The organism is Pseudomonas chaetocerotis, from assembly GCF_015712105.2.
Lineage (GTDB): Bacteria > Pseudomonadota > Gammaproteobacteria > Pseudomonadales > Pseudomonadaceae > Aquipseudomonas > Aquipseudomonas chaetocerotis.
In genome coordinates this window covers 183,456-201,707 of sequence record NZ_JACFYX020000009.1, presented here as the reverse complement: position 1 = coordinate 201,707, position 18,252 = coordinate 183,456, and the positions used below count along the sequence as shown (strand labels likewise).

At 62.8% G+C, this 18,252-nt stretch carries 13 protein-coding genes; 9 read left to right on the top strand and 4 right to left on the bottom strand.

Annotated elements, in window-relative coordinates; genetic code table 11:
- Positions 1 to 3 precede the first annotated feature (3 nt).
- Positions 4 to 2,559: a YdbH domain-containing protein gene (locus tag H3221_RS17420; RefSeq protein WP_196475859.1), complete on the bottom strand. Its 2,556-nt coding sequence runs from the start codon at positions 2,557 to 2,559 to the stop codon at positions 4 to 6.
- A 132-nt stretch (positions 2,560 to 2,691) separates the two neighbouring features.
- Here H3221_RS17420 and H3221_RS17415 point away from each other — a divergent pair, with 132 nt between their 5' ends.
- From H3221_RS17415 to rmuC, 4 genes are all read left to right on the top strand, one after another.
- A complete protein-coding gene (locus tag H3221_RS17415; protein WP_160019772.1) occupies positions 2,692 to 3,063 on the top strand; it encodes an antitoxin Xre/MbcA/ParS toxin-binding domain-containing protein in 372 nt (123 codons plus the stop codon).
- Positions 3,064 to 3,139: 76 nt separating this feature from the next.
- Positions 3,140 to 3,892, top strand: coding sequence for an RES family NAD+ phosphorylase (locus H3221_RS17410; RefSeq protein WP_196475858.1), 753 nt, complete (start codon positions 3,140 to 3,142; stop codon positions 3,890 to 3,892).
- A gap of 436 nt (positions 3,893 to 4,328) precedes the next feature.
- The gene (locus H3221_RS17405) at positions 4,329 to 4,580 is read left to right on the top strand and encodes an SEL1-like repeat protein (RefSeq protein WP_017675070.1); all 252 of its coding nucleotides are present in this window, start codon (positions 4,329 to 4,331) and stop codon (positions 4,578 to 4,580) included.
- A gap of 180 nt (positions 4,581 to 4,760) precedes the next feature.
- The gene (gene rmuC, locus H3221_RS17400) at positions 4,761 to 6,122 is read left to right on the top strand and encodes a DNA recombination protein RmuC (RefSeq protein WP_196475887.1); all 1,362 of its coding nucleotides are present in this window, start codon (positions 4,761 to 4,763) and stop codon (positions 6,120 to 6,122) included.
- A 149-nt stretch (positions 6,123 to 6,271) separates the two neighbouring features.
- On the opposite strand, the gene H3221_RS17395 is transcribed toward rmuC, so the two are convergent.
- Entirely contained in the window at positions 6,272 to 9,760 is a 3,489-nt protein-coding gene (locus H3221_RS17395) for a hybrid sensor histidine kinase/response regulator (protein WP_196475857.1), read from the bottom strand.
- Between the two features lie 216 nt (positions 9,761 to 9,976).
- Between H3221_RS17395 and H3221_RS17390 the strand changes: the two genes are divergently transcribed.
- A complete protein-coding gene (locus tag H3221_RS17390; RefSeq protein WP_196475856.1) occupies positions 9,977 to 10,546 on the top strand; it encodes a GNAT family N-acetyltransferase in 570 nt (189 codons plus the stop codon).
- Between the two features lie 5 nt (positions 10,547 to 10,551).
- Positions 10,552 to 11,382 (top strand): helix-turn-helix transcriptional regulator, encoded by an 831-nt coding sequence (locus tag H3221_RS17385; RefSeq protein ID WP_196475855.1) that lies wholly within the window; start codon positions 10,552 to 10,554, stop codon positions 11,380 to 11,382.
- 132 nt (positions 11,383 to 11,514) lie between these two features.
- Here H3221_RS17385 and H3221_RS17380 read toward each other — a convergent pair whose 3' ends face one another.
- Positions 11,515 to 12,852: an imelysin family protein gene (locus tag H3221_RS17380; RefSeq protein ID WP_196475854.1), complete on the bottom strand. Its 1,338-nt coding sequence runs from the start codon at positions 12,850 to 12,852 to the stop codon at positions 11,515 to 11,517.
- A gap of 190 nt (positions 12,853 to 13,042) precedes the next feature.
- On the opposite strand from H3221_RS17380, the gene H3221_RS17375 reads away from it, so the two are divergent.
- Complete coding sequence (locus tag H3221_RS17375; RefSeq protein WP_074917075.1) at positions 13,043 to 13,615, top strand: LemA family protein; 573 nt, start codon at positions 13,043 to 13,045, stop codon at positions 13,613 to 13,615.
- Between the two features lie 10 nt (positions 13,616 to 13,625).
- Entirely contained in the window at positions 13,626 to 14,531 is a 906-nt protein-coding gene (locus tag H3221_RS17370) for a GIDE domain-containing protein (protein WP_196475853.1), read from the top strand.
- A gap of 64 nt (positions 14,532 to 14,595) precedes the next feature.
- On the opposite strand, the gene H3221_RS17365 is transcribed toward H3221_RS17370, so the two are convergent.
- Complete coding sequence (locus H3221_RS17365; RefSeq protein WP_072425838.1) at positions 14,596 to 16,650, bottom strand: putative bifunctional diguanylate cyclase/phosphodiesterase; 2,055 nt, start codon at positions 16,648 to 16,650, stop codon at positions 14,596 to 14,598.
- Positions 16,651 to 16,954: 304 nt separating this feature from the next.
- Between H3221_RS17365 and H3221_RS17360 the strand changes: the two genes are divergently transcribed.
- Positions 16,955 to 18,250 carry an ammonium transporter gene (locus H3221_RS17360; RefSeq protein WP_196475852.1) on the top strand — a complete coding sequence of 432 codons (1,296 nt, stop codon included), beginning with the start codon at positions 16,955 to 16,957 and terminating at the stop codon, positions 18,248 to 18,250.
- Positions 18,251 to 18,252: the final 2 nt, after the last annotated feature.

Below are 18,252 nucleotides of genomic sequence, written 5' to 3'. Positions count from 1 at the left end.
GCGCTACTCCTTTGGTTCTTGAGGGACACGCTGGCGCATCCATTGCTGAATCCGTTGCTGGATGATGCCGCTTACCTTGTCGGTCAGTTGCAGGCTGGCCAGCAAGGCCGGAATGTCTTCTTCCAGATTGATGTTGAAGTGGATGGGCCGGCCTTTCTCGATGGCCGGGTTCTGTCCGTGCAGGCGCATGCCCAGCAGCAGTTTGCCGGACGGATCATAGTCGACGCTACTGCTTAGCTGATCGTAGTGAAAGTCTTCCAGTGCGTCAGTGACCAGCTTCATGCCGGGGTTGGCCTGACCCATGGCGCGAATGCGTGGTGAATGAAAACTCAGTCGCCCACCCGGTGACCGCGCTTCGATCAGGCCCTTCTCGATGCTGATGGCTCCATCCATGCGCAGCGGCAGGGTGCCGTCGATCAGCCCGCTACCGGCCAGCCCTTCGGCCGGATAGGCGCGAAACAGTTCCTGCAGATCCAGGCCGCTGAGCTGCAGGGGCAGCAACTGGCTGGGTTGCTCCAGCGCCCAGGTTGCGGGCGCCAGGCTCAGGCTGCCGCCCAGAATGCCCAGTTCGGCGCGCTGGTGGGTCAGGCTGCCCGCCAGCGGCTCTTGCAGGCTGGCCCGGTAGCTGGCCTGCAGCTGCAAAGGGCCGAGCTCGATGCCGGGGTCGAGCTGCCTGGCACTCAACCGAGGCAGGTCGAGGCGAAGTCGGTCACCGGTCAACTGCAGCTGCAGCTCGGCATCGAGACCGCTCAAGGTGGTGCGGTCATAGATGCCGGCCAAGCCCTTGCCTGTCAGGCTGGCCCTGAGTTGCAAGGGCTTGCTGCTGGGTATTTGCAGGTCGGCCTCGGCCTGAACGCGGCCGTTGTCCAGCGCCAGCAGCGGCGGCCAGTCGAACAGGGTTTGTGCCAGTGGATTGCCGGCGCGCAGGAACAACTCGTCCAGAGTGGCGTTGATGTTCAGCGCATTGGCCGTGTTGGTCAGGCGCAGCGCCATGCTCAGGCCCGAATCGGCCAGTAGTGCACCGTCGAGGGTCTGGCTGCCGTTGTCGGCCTGTATGCGTCCCTGCCATTGCCAGCCTTGCGCCTGCAATTGGGGATGGTGCAGGCGCTGGATACGCAGACCCAGCGGGCCGGACAGAGTGGGTGCACTCGGGGCACCGATCAGGCTGAGGCCGGCCAGCGTCGCCTGGGTTTGTTGCAGGTCCAGCTCGGCGCTGCGCAGGCGCTGGATGTCGATACGGGAGCTGTCGGCCAGGGTGAGCTGCAATTGCTGCGCCGTGACGCGGCCCTGAAGGCCAAGGTTCAGGCGCAGGTCATCGAGACGGCTGTCATCCAGGTCCACGCGTGTGCTACGAGACTCGAGCTGCAGGTGTCGGACTTCGAGTGCCCAGTCGGGGGATTGGTGCAGGGCGAGCTCGGCATCCGCCTGCAGTTCCAGCGGGCCTTGGCCGCTGACCTTCAACTGCAGGGCCAGCGCCTCATCGACATCGCTGTCCAGTGGCGTGAGGTGCAACTGCAATTGCTGCGGCCGCAGCCCGTTCGGCAGTGACGCCAGCCAGGGCGCGTCCTGCGTGTCGAGCTGCAGTTGGCCGTTCAAGCGACGGGCCTGCCATCTTCCCAGGGTGTTGCGTAGATCGAGCGCCAGTTCACCACTGACCAGGCCGACACCGGGAAGCGGCCAGGGGTGCGGTATGTGCGTGTCGACCTGCAGCCATCCGGAGGTTTCCAGCAGTTTGCTGAGCGTAGCGGTGCTCTGCGGCACCTGCAGTTGCCACTGAGCGTTCATGCCGGCTTGGCGGGGCGTGGCCGGTAGAGCGGCAGCGTCGAGCCGCGTCCACTCGCCCAGCCACTCGGCGAGCCAGGCCATGTCCTGCAGCGCGGTAACCTCAAGCTCGCCGCTCCATTGCAGGGCATCGGCCTGAGCCTGCAAGTCGCTATGCAGGGCGATCTGCGGCTGATCGTCGAGGTGCAGGTTCATCTGCAGCTGTCGCTGGCTGTTCAGCTCGCTGCCCAGTCCGGTCAGTTGGGCTTGCAACTGCGCCCTGTGTGCTCCGCGCAGCAGCAGCGTCTGCAATTGCAAGGTATCGTCCAGAAAACGCAGATCGATGTCGCCCTGCAGTGCGCAGCGGCCGCTGCTGCAGGGCAGTTGCGCCTGGGCGTTGCGCAGTTCGATGTGCCGTGGAAGCCATGGCAGGGCATTGCTCAGGGTTTGCAGGAGGCTGGTCAGATCGCTGTCGTTCCGGCTCTCGGACTCTCCCAGGGTGGGTTGCCATGACAGGCGCAAATCCTGGGCAACCAGGCGGTAGCGAGGTGCTTCACGGGCCAGCCAGTAGAGACGCAACTGACCGCTTTGCACCTGCAGCTCGCCGTCACGGTGCTGGACCAGGCTTGCACCCTGAAACTGCAGGCCGCGCCAGGACAGACCCAGTCGCTGCCAGTCCAGCTCGATGTGCTGTTGCTCGAGCAGGTGCTGCATGCGGTAGCCGACATAGCAGGCCAGTAGCGACAGCAGCGCCAGTATCGCTACGCAGGTGCTCAGCCAGAAACGCCGGCGGCTCATGAGTGTTCCTTGCTCGGTGCGGTCCACTGGACGGTACCCCATGCTCGAGTGAGTGCCAAGCGGCTTTCCATGCTATTGTGTATTTACAGCTTTTAATATTTATTTTGTCGTAAACGAGCGAAGGAGGATGTGATGAGTGCCGTGACTCGCTCTCAGCCCGATGCCGATGCGGTACTGGCCAAAGCCCTGCTCAATACCCGTGAGCATTTGGGGCTGACGCAGCAGGAGCTGGCCGATATCGTCGGCGTTCACCGCAGTGCCGTCAGCCGTTGGAGCGAGCAGGGCGGTTTGCGTCCGCAGAGCAAGACCGGCGAGTTGGCGCTGTTGCTGATTCGCGCCTATCGCGCGCTGTTTGCCCTGTTTGGCGGCAATCAGCAGGACATGCGCCATTTCCTGCGCACCGAGAATCACCATCTGGCTGGTGTGCCGCTGCAGCAGATGAGTCAGGTGCAGGGGCTGGTGCGCGTCGTCGAATATCTGGACGCCATTCGTGGCAAGGTCTGAGCACAGGTAGGGGGCGCCATGCGCACCGATTATCGACGCGGTTCGCGGCAGTGATATGAGGCAGGGAGGGATCACCATGGATATCTGGCAACTATGCGACGGCGAACGGCAGGTTCGACCGTTACGCGGCAAGCTGCTGCGCATGGTGGAGAGCCAGGCGCAGGTCGCGACACTGCAACTGGTGGATAATCTGGCCGAACAGGCCCTGCTCGAAGAACTGCTTGAGAGCAGCAAGCCGCCGCTGCCGGAGGCTGCCGAGCCACTGCACTATCTGCTCAAGACGCCGTTTCGTTATCCACCGCTACGTTGGGGCTCGCGGTTCGGCACCGCGCACGAACCCAGTCTGTTCTACGCGGCCATGCGCCTGGAAACGGCGATGGCCGAGGCTGCTTACTACCGCTTCGTACTGTGGAGCGGCATGGTCACCGCGCCGCCCAGTGGCCGTATTCTCTCCGAGCACTCCACGTTCGAGGCGCGTTACCGCGTCGAGCGCGGTATCCAGTTGCAACAGCCACCTTTCGATCAACATGACGCACTGTTGGCCCACCCCAGCGATTACCGAGTATCTCAGCGCCTGGGGGCGGTAATGCGTGCGGTCGGTATCGAGGCGTTCGAGTACCGTTCGGCGCGCTGTCCTGACGGTGGCAGCAATGTCGCGCTGTACGTGCCGGCTGCGTTCGCGGAAAAGCGCCCGCGCAATCTCACGGCCTGGTTGTGCGAAACCACGGGCGAGTATGTGGCGTTCAAGCATGCGCAGACGCCGGATCAGCCGCGCTTGTTTCACCGGGAGCAATTCCTGGTGCAGGGGCAATTGCCGCGCCCCGCGTAACGTCTGCATTGGCGCGGCAGATGCCCCGAAACAGAGCGCTGCGCGGATCTGTCGCAGGGAGTTGTGCACAATGCTGAAGCAGGCTGCCATATCACTGTCAGAAACGCCGCTAAACGTTTGATTTTTCGTGGTTGATTTTTAAGTCAATGAAAAATATGAATTTTTTCGTTGGTGAAAAAATCGACAGTTTGACTGAGAGCCCCACAGCATCAGGCCTGTGACTTCTTTCGCCCAAGTTGTTCACGGAGTTATCCACAGCTTCTGTGGATTGTGAGGGAACTCTTTTCTACCGCCGCAATCGATCCGGCAGGCAAGACTTTACCTTCGAGAAAAAAGGAGTAGAGTGGCGCGCCCCGGCAGTCACCCTCCTTTATTTATGCCTCGCGCTTTGCCTTCTTCAGCCCTCGCAACTCGTTCCGGTTCTTCTCGTCTGCCCATGCGCGTTGCGCTTTGGTTGCTCGACAGTCCACGTCTGGGACAAACGCCGAGCGTCAAACGCATCGCCGGCAACCTGCTCAAGCAGCCTGCCCGTAAAGGCTGTGTGCAGGCGCAAAGCCGGTTGGGCCAATTGCTCTGTCGCGATTGCGGTAATACCCGTGATCGCCGCATCGGTTATGAACTGCTGCGCCAGGCTGCTCGCGCGGGCGACCGTAGTGCTCAGCTTGAGCTGGAGCGTCTGTCGCGCTGATTGCGTGCTGGCTTCGTGTAAAACGTCGGCTGGTTATACTGCATGGCGATCAAACATGGAGCGTCTATGCCAATCGATCCCCTGTCTCTTGCCGTCGGCGCCGTCGTTGCGCTGGTTCCGTTAATAGCTGGCCTTTGGTCCTTGCAGCGCAGGCTGGCTCGCGAGCAAGGCGAGCAGGCGCTGCTGCAGGAACGACTGGAGCATGTGCAACTGGGCCAGGCCGGTTTGCTGGCTCAGCTCGATGCCTGTCGCACTGAGTTGGCCGAAGTCAGCGAGATCAAGGTGGAACAGCAGACCGAGCTGGCCGGCTTGCGTCGTGAGAATGAGTGGCTGCAACAGGAGCGGCAGATTGCGCGTGAGGCCGCGCAGTCCTGGAACCAGCAACGCGAACGCAACGAAGCCGAATTGCGCCGCCTCACTGCCGAGTGTGCGGCGTTGGCTGCTGAATTGCAGGAGAACCGCGACAATCAGCAACAGCGCCTTGATGATTTGCAGGGCGCGCGCAACGAGCTGCGTGCCCAGTTCTCCGAGCTGGCGACGAAGATCTTCGATGAACGCGAGCAGCGTTTCGCCGAGACCAGTCAGCAGCGCCTCGGCCAGTTGCTCGACCCACTCAAGGAACGTATCCAGGCGTTCGAGAAGCGCGTGGACGAGAGTTACCAGCAAGAGGCGCGCGAGCGCTTTTCCCTGAGCAAGGAGCTGGAGCGTCTGCAGCAGCTCAATCAGCGCCTGGGCGACGAGGCGACCAATCTGACCCGTGCACTCAAGGGCCAGAAGACCCAGGGCAACTGGGGCGAGTTGGTGCTGGAGCGGGTATTGGAACATGCCGGCCTGGAAAAGGGGCGTGAGTACCACACTCAGGTCAGCCTCAAGGGCGCTGGTGGCGAGCGCTTTCAGCCTGATGTGCTGATCCGCCTGCCGGGCGACAGACAGGTGATCGTTGATGCCAAGGTCAGCCTCAGCGCCTATCAGCAGTACGTTGTGGCTGCGGACGAGCCGATTCGCCAGCAGGCGCTGAAGCAACATCTGATCTCGCTACGCAGTCACCTCAAGGGCCTGTCCGGCAAGGATTATCAGCGCCTGGAAGGTTTGCACAGCCTGGATTTCGTCCTGCTCTTCGTGCCGATCGAGGCGGCCTTCGCCGCGGCGTTGCAAGCCGAGCCGGACTTGTTCCAGGACGCCTTCGAGCAGCAGGTGGTGATCGTCAGTCCGACCACCTTGCTGGCTACCCTGCGGGTGATCGACAGCCTCTGGCGCCAGGAGCGCCAGGGCCAGAACGCGCGCGAGATTGCCGAACGTGCTGGTCAGCTGTACGACAAGTTCGTTGCCTTTGTCGCCGATCTGGACGAGATGGGCAGTCGTCTGCAGCAATTGGACAAGGCTTACGCCAGTGCTCGCAACAAGCTGGTGGACGGTCGCGGCAACCTCATTGGCCGTGTGGAAAACCTCAAGCTGCTCGGCGCCCGCGCGAGCAAGAGCCTGCCGGGCGAGTTGCTCGAACGCTCTGCCGATCTGCCTGCGCTGGACGAACTGGACGAGTGAGCTGCAGTCATAGGCGATTGTGACGAGTAGGGGCGCGCGCACCGTCGTCAACTGCCCCCTGACCGCGCAACACCAGTCGAGTAGGGCGGGTGCAACCCGCCATTGACACGGCCTACAAGAGCCAAGGGAGTAGCCGTCGCCAACTCCCCCTAACCGCGCAACACCAGATGACGGCTGAGCAGGGCGCGCAGGGCCGCAGGTTTTACCGGTTTGGGCAGGTAGTCGAGGCCGGCGGCATGCACCTCGGCGATCAGCTCCGGGCGACCGTCGGCGCTGATCACCACGCCTGGCACCGGTTCGCCCAGGCGCGTGCGTAGCCAGGCCATCAGTTCGGTACCGGTTTCGCCCTCGTCGAGGTGGTAGTCGACCAGCGCCAGCTGCGGATGCACATCTTCGCTGAGCAGGTACTCGCACTCCAGACGATTGCGCGCCGTCCACACCTGGCAGCCCCAGCGTGACAGCAGGCTGTGCATGCCGGTGAGGATGCTGTCTTCGTTGTCGATGCAGATCACCTGGGTGCCCTGCAGAGGGTGGCCATCCACCGCCGGTGCGGCTGGGCCTTGCGGCTTCGGCGCCGGTTTTCTCGCCAGCGGCACGCTGACGCTGAATACGCTGCCTTTACCTGGCCAGGAACGCACTTCCAGTCGATGGGCGAGCACGCGGCAAAGACCGTCGGCAATCGCCAACCCCAGGCCCAGGCCTTTCTCTGCACGAGTCTGGTGACTGTCCAGGCGCTTGAACTCTTCGAATATCACCTTGCGCTTGTCTTCGGGGATACCCATGCCGCGGTCCCAGACCTCCAGGCGCAACTGTCCGCCTTCACGGCGCACGCCCAGCACCACGCGGCCCTTGGCGTAGCGGAAGGCGTTGGTCAGGAAGTTCTGCAAGACCCGGCGCAGCAGTTTGATGTCACTGTCGATCCACTGCCGGCTGCCGTGCACACGCAGGTCGATACCCTGTTCGGCAGCCAGCACGCCGAACTCGGCGGCGAGGGTATCGAACAGGCTGGAGAGGGCGAAGGCGTGACGATCCGGGGTGATTCGCCCGTTCTCCAGGCGCGAGATATCCAGCAGGTCGGTGATCAGGTCCTCGGCTGAACGCAACGAGCTGTCCAGATGTCGGACCAGCTCCTGAGCTTCGTTGGGCAGTGCGTCATCCTGGTGGGCCAGCGCCGCTGAGAACAAACGGGCTGCATTGAGTGGTTGCATCAGGTCATGGCTGACCGCGGCGAGGAAGCGCGTTTTCGACTGGTTGGCGGCTTCGGCGTGGGCCTTGGCTTCGGTCAGTGCCTGGTTCAGTTTCGACAGCTCAAAGGTGCGTTCGGCGACCCTTCGTTCGAGGCTTTCGTTGGCCTCCTTGAGGGCGCGCTCGGCTTCGCGGAACTCGGTGATATCGGTGAAACTCATGACGAAACCGCCACCCGGCATGGGGTTGCCGATCAGTTCGATCACCCGGCCGTTGGGGAAGACCCGCTCATAGCTGTGCGCAGTACCCTGGCGCATCCAGTACAGGCGTTTGGCGACGTTCTCTTCGAGGTCGCCGCCGCCGAGCATGCCGCGCTCGGCATTGAAACGGATGATCTCGGCTATCGGTCGACCGACGTAGATCAAGCCTTCGGGGTACTCGAACAGCTCCAGGTAGCGGTGGTTCCAGGCCACCAGACGCAGGTTCTGATCGACCACGCTGATGCCCTGGGTAATATTCTCGATCGCCCCCTGCAGCAGGGCGCGGTTGAACTGCAGCACCTCGCTGGCTTCGTCGACGATGCGCACCACGTCCTCGACCTGCATCTCGCGGCCTTCGATGGCGGCCTTGACCACCGCTCGGGTCGAGGAGGCGCCAAGGACACCAGCGAGCAGGCGCTCGGTGTGGGCGATCCATTCGCTGTTGGCCGGCTGGTTAGGGTCGAAGTCCTTGCCTTTGCCCTGGCGCAGAGCGAAGCGGGTAAAACTCTGATGTGCGCGTTCTTCGCCGACGAAACGGCTGGACAGTATCAGCAGGTCGGCCACCTGCACCGCCAGCAGGCTGCGGCTACTGGGTTTGGTGCCCAGGTCATGGCCGATGAAGCGCCCGGCCTGCCAGTGTTCGGAAACGCGCGTGCGCGAGAACCAGGAAACCCAGGCGAACAGGAGCATATTGCCAGCCAGCGACAGCACCACGCCGCGCGTCAGCGGGTCGACATGCAGGCCGATGGGGGCGTAGAGCAGGGTGGTCAGGCCGGGGAAGCTGTCCAGCGACCAGCCCATGCCACGCGCTGCCAGCGGCAACACCAGGGTGTAGAACCAGAGCATGGCGCCAAAGATCAGGCCGGCGAACACGCCGCGGCGGTTGGCCTGTTTCCACACCAGTGCGCCGAACATGGCGGGGGCCAGTTGGCCGATGGCGGCGAACGAGACCTGGCCGATCGTGGCCAGGCTGGCGCCCTCGCCGAGCAGGCGGTAGCAGACGTAGGCCAGCAGCAGGATCAGCACGATGCTGACCCGGCGCGCGGTGAGCATCCAGTGGCGGAAGGCCTCGAACGGCCGTTCGGTACTCTGCCGGCGCAGCAGCCAGGGCAGCAGCATGTCGTTGGAGATCATGGTCGACAGTGCCACCGAGGCGACGATCACCATGCCGGTAGCTGCCGACGCGCCGCCGATGAAGGCCAGTACCGCCAGGCCTGGATGGGCTTCGGCCAAGGGCAGGCTGATGACGAAGGAGTCCGGTGTCACGCCGGCCGGTAGCAGCATCTGGCCGGCGAGGGCGATGGGCACGACGAACAAAACGGCCAGCACCAAGTAAGCAGGGAATACCCAGCGCGCCAGGCGCAGGTCCTTGGGCTCGATGTTCTCCACCACGGTGACATGGAACTGCCGCGGCAGGCAGACGATGGCGATCATCGCCATGCCAGTCTGCACCAACATCGCCGGCCAGTTCACCGCCTCGTTCCAGAACTCGTCCAGCTCGGCGGTGTTGTGCGCCTGCTCGAGCAGGTCATTGAAACCGTTGTACAGGCCGAAGGTGACGAAGGCGCCCACGGCGAGGAAGGCCAGCAGCTTGACCAGCGATTCGAACGCGATCGCCAGCACCATGCCGCGGTGGTGCTCGGTGACGTCGAGGTTGCGCGTGCCGAACAGAATGGTGAACAGCGCCAGTGCCAGCGACACGATCAGCGCCGTGTCCTGCGCGCTGGTGCCGGTGTCCAGTGCGTGCTCGCCGATCAGCAGGTTGACCCCGAGGACGATGCCCTTGAGCTGCAGTGCGATATAAGGCAGCACGCCGACCAGGCAGATCAGCGCCACGACGATGGCGAGCGACTGCGACTTGCCGTAGCGCGCGGCGATGAAGTCGGCGATGGAGGTGATGTTCTCCTGCTTGCTGATCATCACCATCTTCTGCAGCACCCAGGGCATGGTCAGCAGCAGGATGATCGGGCCGAGGTAGATCGGCAGGAACGACCATAACTGTTCGGCGGCCTGGCCGACGGCGCCGAAGAAGGTCCAGCTGGTGCAGTACACGGCCAGCGACAGTGAGTAGACCCAGGCGCGAATCTTCGGCGGCATGGGTGCGCTGCGGCGGTCGCCATAGAAAGCGATGGCGAACAGAATGGCCATGTAGAGGAGAGCGACCGCGGCGATCAGCCCGGGGGACAGCGACATGCAGACTCCGAAGCGTGCAGTGAAACGAAATGAGCCAGGCCGCCGAGGCGAGGCCGATGCTGATCAGTGTTGCACAAAGCCGGGCGCTGTCGGCTGCGACCAAGGTCGCAGCCAGGCAGGCGTGCTTTGCGACAGGACTCGATTGTGCCAAAGCCTGGGGGCTGATAGTTTGGCCCGTTTGCGATTCTGCCCAAGGAAGGACCCTGAGGAAGCCCTATGTTCAAGCCGCAGTTGGTGACTTTGCAACGTGGCGCTCTGCGCCTGGAACCGCTTTCCGACGCCGATATCCCCGCGCTGGTGGCGCTGGCCGAAGCCAACCGGGAGGAACTGCTGTACATGAGCGGTACCCAGCGACTGGATTGGTACCGCAGCGCTCTGGCCGATATGCGCGAGCAGCGTGCACTGCCGTTCGTCATTCGCCTGGGTGACGAGTTGGTGGGCACCACCCGCTTCGCCGACTTCATGAATGCCCTTCCGGCCTGTGAAATCGGCTGGACCTGGCTCGACCGACACCAGCATGGCCGCGGATTGAACACCAGCATCAAGTATTTGATGCTCAGGCACGCTTTCGAAAACTGGGGCATGGTCCGCGTGCAACTGAAAACTGCCGCCAGCAACCTGCGTTCGCAACGCGCCATCGAGAAGCTGGGTGCCGTTCGTGAAGGATTGCTGCGCAACCATCGCCGTCTGGCCGACGGCCGTCTCGATGACACCCTGCTGTACAGCATCACCGATATGGAATGGCCGGCGCTGCGTGAGGCCATGGAGGCGGGCTTCAGCGCCTGACTCTCATGCACAGTCGCGAGCAGACCCGCTTCTGGCAAGCCTCCGCATTGAGCGGCGTCGAGCTGTTGCAGGCGCGCTACCTTGAACAACGCTTCGCACCTCACGTGCATGAAGGTTTTGTGTTCACCGTGATAGAACATGGTGCCCAGCGTTTTCATCATCGCGGCTGTGATCACCTGGCACCTCAGGGCAGCATGGTGCTGATCAACCCTGACGAAGTGCACACCGGCTCCAAGGCGCACGAAGACGGTTGGCGCTATCGCGGTTTCTATCCTGATAACGCCCAGGTACTGGGGGCGCTGCAGGAGCTGGGCCTGGCCAAGGCCGGTATGCCGTCGTTTTCCTTCAGCGTGCTGCATGATCCGCGTTTGCACGCGGCCTTTCTGCAGTTGCATCAGCTGCTCGAGGGCGGTGCTGAGGCGCTGCAGCAGCAACTGGCCTGGCGTGAGGCGATCCTGCTGCTGTTTCAGCATCATGCACAGCTTGCCGAACCGCCTGCCCCTGGACGCGAGCCCTGGGCAGTGGCGTGCGCCAAGCAGATGCTCGCCGAGCGGCTGATCGAGCCGCCCACGCTGGAGGAACTGGCGGCTGCGGTCAATCTTTCACCGTTTCATTTCGCTCGAGTGTTCCGCCGCGCGACCGGTTTGCCGCCGCATGCCTGGCTCAAGCAGCGGCGCCTCGAGCAGGCGCGGGCGATGCTCAAGGGCGGTTGTGCGGCGGTCAGCGTGGCGATGCAGTTGGGCTTCGCCGATCAGAGCCACCTGTCGCGACAGTTCAAGCAGGTCTATGGCGTGACTCCGGGTGAGTACCGCAGTGGCGTGGTACGGGGTTCGTAGGGGGCGCCGTGCGCACCAGCAGCCCGAACCTTTCTCCGGTGCGCACGGCGCACCCTACCGAACGGTAACAGCTGCCATAAAAAAGCCGGCGCTCCTTGCGGAGGCGCCGGCTTTTTCAGCCCGCTACATCGATCAGAATTCGTGATCGGCGGTGTCCGGGTTCAGGTCGCTGATGCCCAGCTTGCCCGCAGCCTGCTCGATGGCGCCGGTCTGCTTGACCAGCGCAGCGATGGCGTCACGTACCAGTTGCTGGCCTTCGGTGTTGCCTTGCGCGATCAACTGGTCGAAGTGCACGTTGTTCTTCTCGGCGCTGTCGACCAGCACCTGCAGCTTGGCTTCGGTTTCCTGCAGGTCGGCCTTGAGGGTGGCATCGGCCTGGGCGTCAGCCTTGGCCACCAGCTCGGACAGGCTTGGGCCGGTCAGGATGCTGCCGTCGACCTTCTTGTACTCGCCCAGGTAGACGTTACGAATGCCTTTACCGTTGTAGAAGTGCGAGTTGTGGGTGTTGTCGCTGAAGCAGTCGTGCTCGTCTTCGGTGGAGTTGGCTTCCAGCGCGACCTTCATGCGCTCGCCCGCCAGTTCGCCGAGCGACAGGCTGCCCATGCCGAACAGCATCTTGCGCAGACCGTTGTCGGCCGACTCGGCGACCAGTTCGCTGCGGTAGTTGCCTTCCACGCCGTCTTTCCACTGCTCGACCATGTCGTTCAGGTCGCTCACCAGCAGGTCGGTAGCTGCCTTGAGGAAGGCGCGGCGGCGCTCGTTGTGGCCACCGGTAGCGCCTTCACCCACTACATAGTCGGTGTAGGGGCGCTCGCCGGCGCCTGGCTCGGTGCCGTTGAGGTCCTGGCCCCAGAGCAGGAATTCGATGGCGTGGTAGCCGGTGGCGACGTTGGCTTCGGAGCCGCCTAGCTCGTTCAGGCTGGCCAGCAGCTCGCCAGTGATTTCGCTGACGTCAACCTTGTCTTCGCCAACCTGGATCTCGGTATTGGCGATGATATTGGCTTGCGCGCCCGGGTTGCCCAGGGCGTGCTGGTAGTCTTCGGCCACGTAGTCGATCAGGCCTTCGTCCAGCGGCCAGGCGTTGAGCTGACCTTCCCACTCGTCGACCACCGGGTTACCGAAACGGAACACTTCGGTCTGCATGTACGGCACGCGTGCGGCCAGCCAGGCTTCGCGCGCAGCGTTCAGGGTCGCTTCGCTGGGATCGGCAAGCAGTGCATCGACGGCAGTCTGCAGGGTCTTGCCGGTGCTGGCGGCGTCGCTGAACACGGCCAGGGCCAGATCGGCGTAATGGTTGACCACGGCCTTCGCCGCTGCTTCGTCGACCTTCGCCGCAGTGGCTGGCGCCGTGCTCTCGGTGGTGGCAGCAGGTGCAGCTGCCTGGGTCGCGGGGGCTTTGTCTTCGCCACAGCCAGCGAGGGAAATGGCGATGGCCAGCAGGCTGGCGGAGGCCAGAGGCATACGAATCATGGCGGGGTCCTTTGCATGTACGAAATGTGGATGGTACCCAGAAGTACCTGAAAAACTGCAACATAATGCAAATGTTTCGCATTATGTGTAAAGGCCATTATTCGTCGCTGTGCGGGATATCGCTACCGAGCCACCTCGTTGCCGTTAGAATGCCAGCACCCGATTCGCAGTTCTGCCTGGAGAAAACTGCATGAGCCTGACCGCCGTGATCATCATCGTTGTCCTCGTCCTGCTCGGCGCCTACGCGGTGTCGCTGTACAACGGACTGGTACGCCTCAAGCATGGCGTGAGCAAGGCCTGGTCGAACATCGACGTGCTGCTCAAGCAACGGCATGACGAATTGCCCAAACTGGTGGAAACCTGCAAGCAGTACATGCAGTACGAAGGCTCGACGCTGGAGCGGGTGATTGCAGCGCGTAGCGCCGTTGCCAGTGCTCGCGAACAACATGATGTCGGCGCCCTGGGCAAGGCCGAAAGCGGTCTGCGCGCGGGCCTCGGTCAGCTTTTCGCGCTGGCGGAGAACTACCCGGAGCTCAAGGCCAACGACAGCTTCCAGCACCTGCAGCAGCGCATCAGCGGCCTGGAAAATGGCATCGCCGACCGCCGCGAGCTTTACAACGAGGCGGTCAACCTCAACAACGTGCGCATCGAGCAGTTCCCCGACGTGCTCATCGCACGCATGTTCAACTTCCAGGCTGCCGAGCTGCTGGTGTTCAGCGAGGCGGAGAAAGCCGATGTGGACATGAAGTCACTGTTCAACTGAGAACTTGCCGATGATGCAGGTCGACCCTTTTGGCTTCTTCTTCACGCTCACCTTCACCCTCGGTGCCTGCCTGGGCGGTGCCTGGTGGTGCCTGCGGGGTTGGTCGCAGGCGCGCCATCTGCTCGACACGCCGACCTCGAAGATTCGCTCGGCGGCGCAGGGCTACGTCGAACTCTATGGTGTGCTCGAAGCCTTGCCGGACATGCAGTTGCGTGGGCCGCTGACCGGCAAACCCTGCCTGTGGTGGCGCTTTCGTATCGAGGAATATCGCTCCAGCGGCAAGAAGCGCAGTTGGCGGGTGATCGAGAGTGGCGCCAGTGACGCCTGGTTGCGCCTGGTCGATGGTACCGGCGAATGCCTGATCGACCCGCGTGGTGCAGAGATTCGTGCGGCGGTGCGTGAAGTCTGGGAGGGCAACCTGCGGCATCCGCTGGGGCCGGCCAAGACCGGATTGTTCGGTTTTCTCACCAGCGGCCAGCGCTATCGCTACAGTGAAGAGCGCTTTCACGTCGGCCAGCCGCTGTATGCCATCGGTGATTTTCGCACCCGCGGCGCTGCGCAGCAGGGGTTCGACAGGCATGCCGCTCAGGGCGAAGTGATCCGCGAATGGAAGGGCGATTACGTCGGCCTGTTGCGGCGTTTCGACAGTGACGGCAACGGCGAGCTCGACGAGCAGGAGTGGAGTCGCGTGCGTCTGGCGGCGCAACTGGAAGCCGAAGATCGGCACCGGCAAAAGGCGTCCGAGCCGGCGCGGCATCAGATGGCCAAGCCCGTTGAGCGCCAGCCGTTCATTCTCTCCAACAGCGGAGAGGACGAGCTGGCCCGCAGCTTCTACTGGCGAGCCGCTGGTGGCGCTGTACTGTGCGTGGTCGGCGCACTGGCCACGGCCTGGCTGCTGGGTGTACAGCACTGGTGAGTTGTTTTGCCGGGCGCGAACGAAAACGCCGCGATTGATCGCGGCGTTTTCGTTGGTGGTCGTGTCAGAGCGTTGCGGCTGAGCTCAGGCGTCTCGACTGCTTGAGGAACAGCGTCAACTCGCGCGCTGGCAGCGGTTTGCTGTAGAGATAGCCCTGACCCTCATGGCAGCCCTGGGCGATGATGTAGGCCTCCTGCTCGGCGGTTTCCACACCTTCGGCGATGACTTGCATGCCCAGGCTCTTGCCCAGCTGGATGATGGCGCGAACGATGGTGGCGTCGTCTTCGTCTTCGAGCAGATCCTGCACGAAGCTCTTGTCGATCTTGATCTTGTCCAGCGGCAGGCTTTTCAGATAGCTCAGCGAGGAATAGCCGGTACCGAAGTCGTCGATGGCGATCAGCGCGCCGGAGCGGCGAAGGCTGAGCAGGTGCTGGGCTGCGGTGCTGATGTCTTCCATCAGGCCGGTCTCGGTGACTTCCAGCTCCAGGCTTTTGGGCGGCAAGCGGTAGACCTGCATCAGGTTGTTGACCACGCGCGGCAGCTCGGCATGGTGCAACTGCACGGTGGACAGGTTGATGGCCATGCGCAGATCGCTGAAGCCCTGATCATGCCATTCGCGCAGCTGGCGGCAGGTCTGGTCGAGAATCCATTCACCGATGGGGATGATGGTGCCGTTCTGCTCGGCCAGCGGAATGAACAGGTCCGGCGCGACGAAGCCATGTTGCGGGTGCTGCCAGCGCAGCAGCGCTTCGACGCCGACCACGCGATGGTCGCGGTAGTCGATCTGGGGCTGATAGACCAGGTGCAGCTGGTTCTGCGCCAGAGCATCGCGCAGATCCTTTTCCAGCTCACGACGGCGACGCATTTCGCTGTCGACGCTGGCGATGTAGAACTGGTAGCGATTGCGCGAACGACTCTTGGCCAGGGTCATGGTCTGTTCGGCTTTCTGCAGCAGCTTTTCGGTGCTGTCGCCATCTTCCGGGAACAGGGTGATGCCGATGGTGGCGCGCAGGCGCACCTCGTGCTGATCGAGCAGGAAGGGCAGCTCCAGATCGTCGAGTACGCTCTGCGCCAGTTCGGCGGCTTCGTAGGGTTGTTCGATGTCGGCTTGAACCAGAGCGAACTGGTCACCGCCCAGGCGGGCGAGTGCGCCGAGACGGCCGCTGTGGCTGCGCAGGCGGTCGGACAGTGCGAGCAGCAACTGGTCGCCGCTCTGGTAACTGAATTGTTCGTTGATGCCCTTGAAGTCATCCAGGCCGACGCAGAGCACGGCGACGCGACGCTGCAGGCGGCCGGCATCTTCGAGAATCTGATCGAGCTGCTGTTGCAGCTGCTGGCGATTGGGCAGGCCGGTGAGGAAGTCGTACTGAGCCATGCGCAGCAGGCTGTTCTCGGCTTCACGGCGCAGGTGGGTGTTGCGCTCGATGGAGGCCAGCAACTGGTTGGCGGTGTTGATCCACAAACCCAGCTCGTTCTTCTCGTTGCCCTTGAGCATGGGCAGCTTGTGTTCGCTGGGGCGGTCGGGATTGATGTTGGTGAGGTGCTCGATGATCTTCGACAGCGGTTTGGTCAGCAGCCAGTGATAGACCAGATAGAGCACCAGGCCCATGGCCAAGGCGCGCAGCACCCCTGAGATGAAGATGATCACCGAGTTGGTGACGAAGCTTTCGCCATAAGGGGCCGTATCGAGGGTGATGTTGAGGTCACCGTAATACTCGCTGTAAGGGCCACGGCCGACCAGTTTGGTGGCGAACAACTGCTCCTGACCGAGGATCGGGTCTGTCAGCCAGCGAGTCGGCATCTGCGCCAGATCGCGAGTCCGCTCGGCCAGCATGGGTTCGTTGGGGTGGCCAATGGAGGCGTGACGCACCGATTCGTGCTGGAACAGCCCCTCGATCACCTGCATGCCCATCTCGCGGTCCAGGCTATATACCGCCTGGGTCGAAGGATCGCGGAACATGCCGAGGATGCGATGGGCATCGTTGGCCACCGCCTGACGTGTCTTGTAGGCGTCGAAGACAATCTGCGCACAACTCAATACCACCCCTACTACGAGTGCTGACAACAGCACCACGCGGAGCAACTTGAGTGACAAGCTGTTCTTCAATTCCAGCTTCAAAGGCAATTCCTTATGTCGATGCTTGCAGCGTCAGTCAGACGAGAGTATTGGCAATCTAGGCCTGGCCGTCAAAGGGCCATCATGCCTGGTGGCACTATTTATTCCACAAGGAACGCTCCTGGTGCGAATCGCCGCTTGGAGGCCGACTCACTGCTCTGTGTCGGTGCGATTGCGCCGTACTTGAACACCTTTTGTCATATTGACTTTCCGTCGTTGTTACGCCCTGTGACGCGCCACCTGTCGCCTGCTTCGCCGCTGGCACAAGAGTTGCGAAGGCCGGGCATCGACCAGGAGGGGACTCGTGATGAAAACGCTCATGCTGTTGCTCGTCGCTGTCAGCTTTGCCCCACAGGCCCATGCCGCCAGCGAAGAGGCCGCCAATACAGCCTGGCTGGTGTTGGCCAGCGTGCTGGTGTTCTTCATGCAGGCGGGGTTCGCCTTGCTGGAGAGCGGCATGTCACGGGCCAAGAACGCCGTCAACGTGATGATGAAGAACTACATGGACTGCTGCGTGGGCGGCATCGTGTTCTGGTTGTTCGGCTTCGGCCTGATGTTCGGTGCCAATGTCACGGGCTGGTTCGGCATGAGTCACTTCGCGCTGAATGACGGCGAGCCCTGGGATTACACCTTCCTGTTGTTTCAGATGATGTTCGCCGCCACCGCTGCGACCATCGCCAGTGGTGCCATGGCCGAACGCACACGCTATGGCGCCTATCTGATTGGCGCGGTACTGATCAGTGGAGTGATCTATCCGATATTCGGCAGTTGGGTGTGGGGCGGTCTGTACGGCGGTCAGGGTTGGTTGGCCAAGCTGGGCTTTATCGATTTCGCCGGCTCGACCGTGGTGCACAGCGTCGGTGCCTGGTGCGCGCTGGCAGGGATTCTGGTGCTGGGCCCGCGTCTCGGGCGTTTCGCTCCTGATGGCAAGGCACGCTTGATCCCGGGGCACAATCTTGGTCTGGTGGCATTGGGCGGTTTCATCCTCTGGGTGGGTTGGTTCGGTTTCAACGCCGGCAGCAACCTGGAAGTCAGCAGCAGTCTTGGGTTGATCGCCTTGAATACGCATCTGGCTGCGGTCGCTGGTGCGCTCGGCGCTCTGCTGGCACAACGCAGCACGGCCAGCCCGGTATTGCTGACCACGACGGTGAATGGTTCGATTGGCGGGCTGGTCGGCATCACCGCCGGTTGCGCCAGCATGGCGCCGGGTTTCGCTCTGCTCAGTGGTCTTGTCGCCGGTTTCGTCGTGGTCTACGGCATGCGTCTGCTTGATCGCCTGCAGCTCGATGATGTGGTCGGCGCGATTCCGGTCCACGGGTTCGCCGGCATCTGGGGCACGCTGGCGGCAGGCCTGTTCTATCAGGGCGACCTGTTCAACTGGGAGCGTGTCGCGGTGCAGGCATTGGGTGCTGCGGCAGCTTTTCTCTGGGCCTTTCCGGTTGCCCTGGTGTTCTACTTCCTGCTGGCCAAGATCATGGGGCTGCGGGTTTCGACCCAGCATGAGCAGCGCGGGCTGGATTTTGCCGAACATGCCGAGGTCGGTTATCCGGAGTTCAACCTGACGCAGACCTTCGACAGCGAGCAATGGTCGAGGAGGGGCTGAGG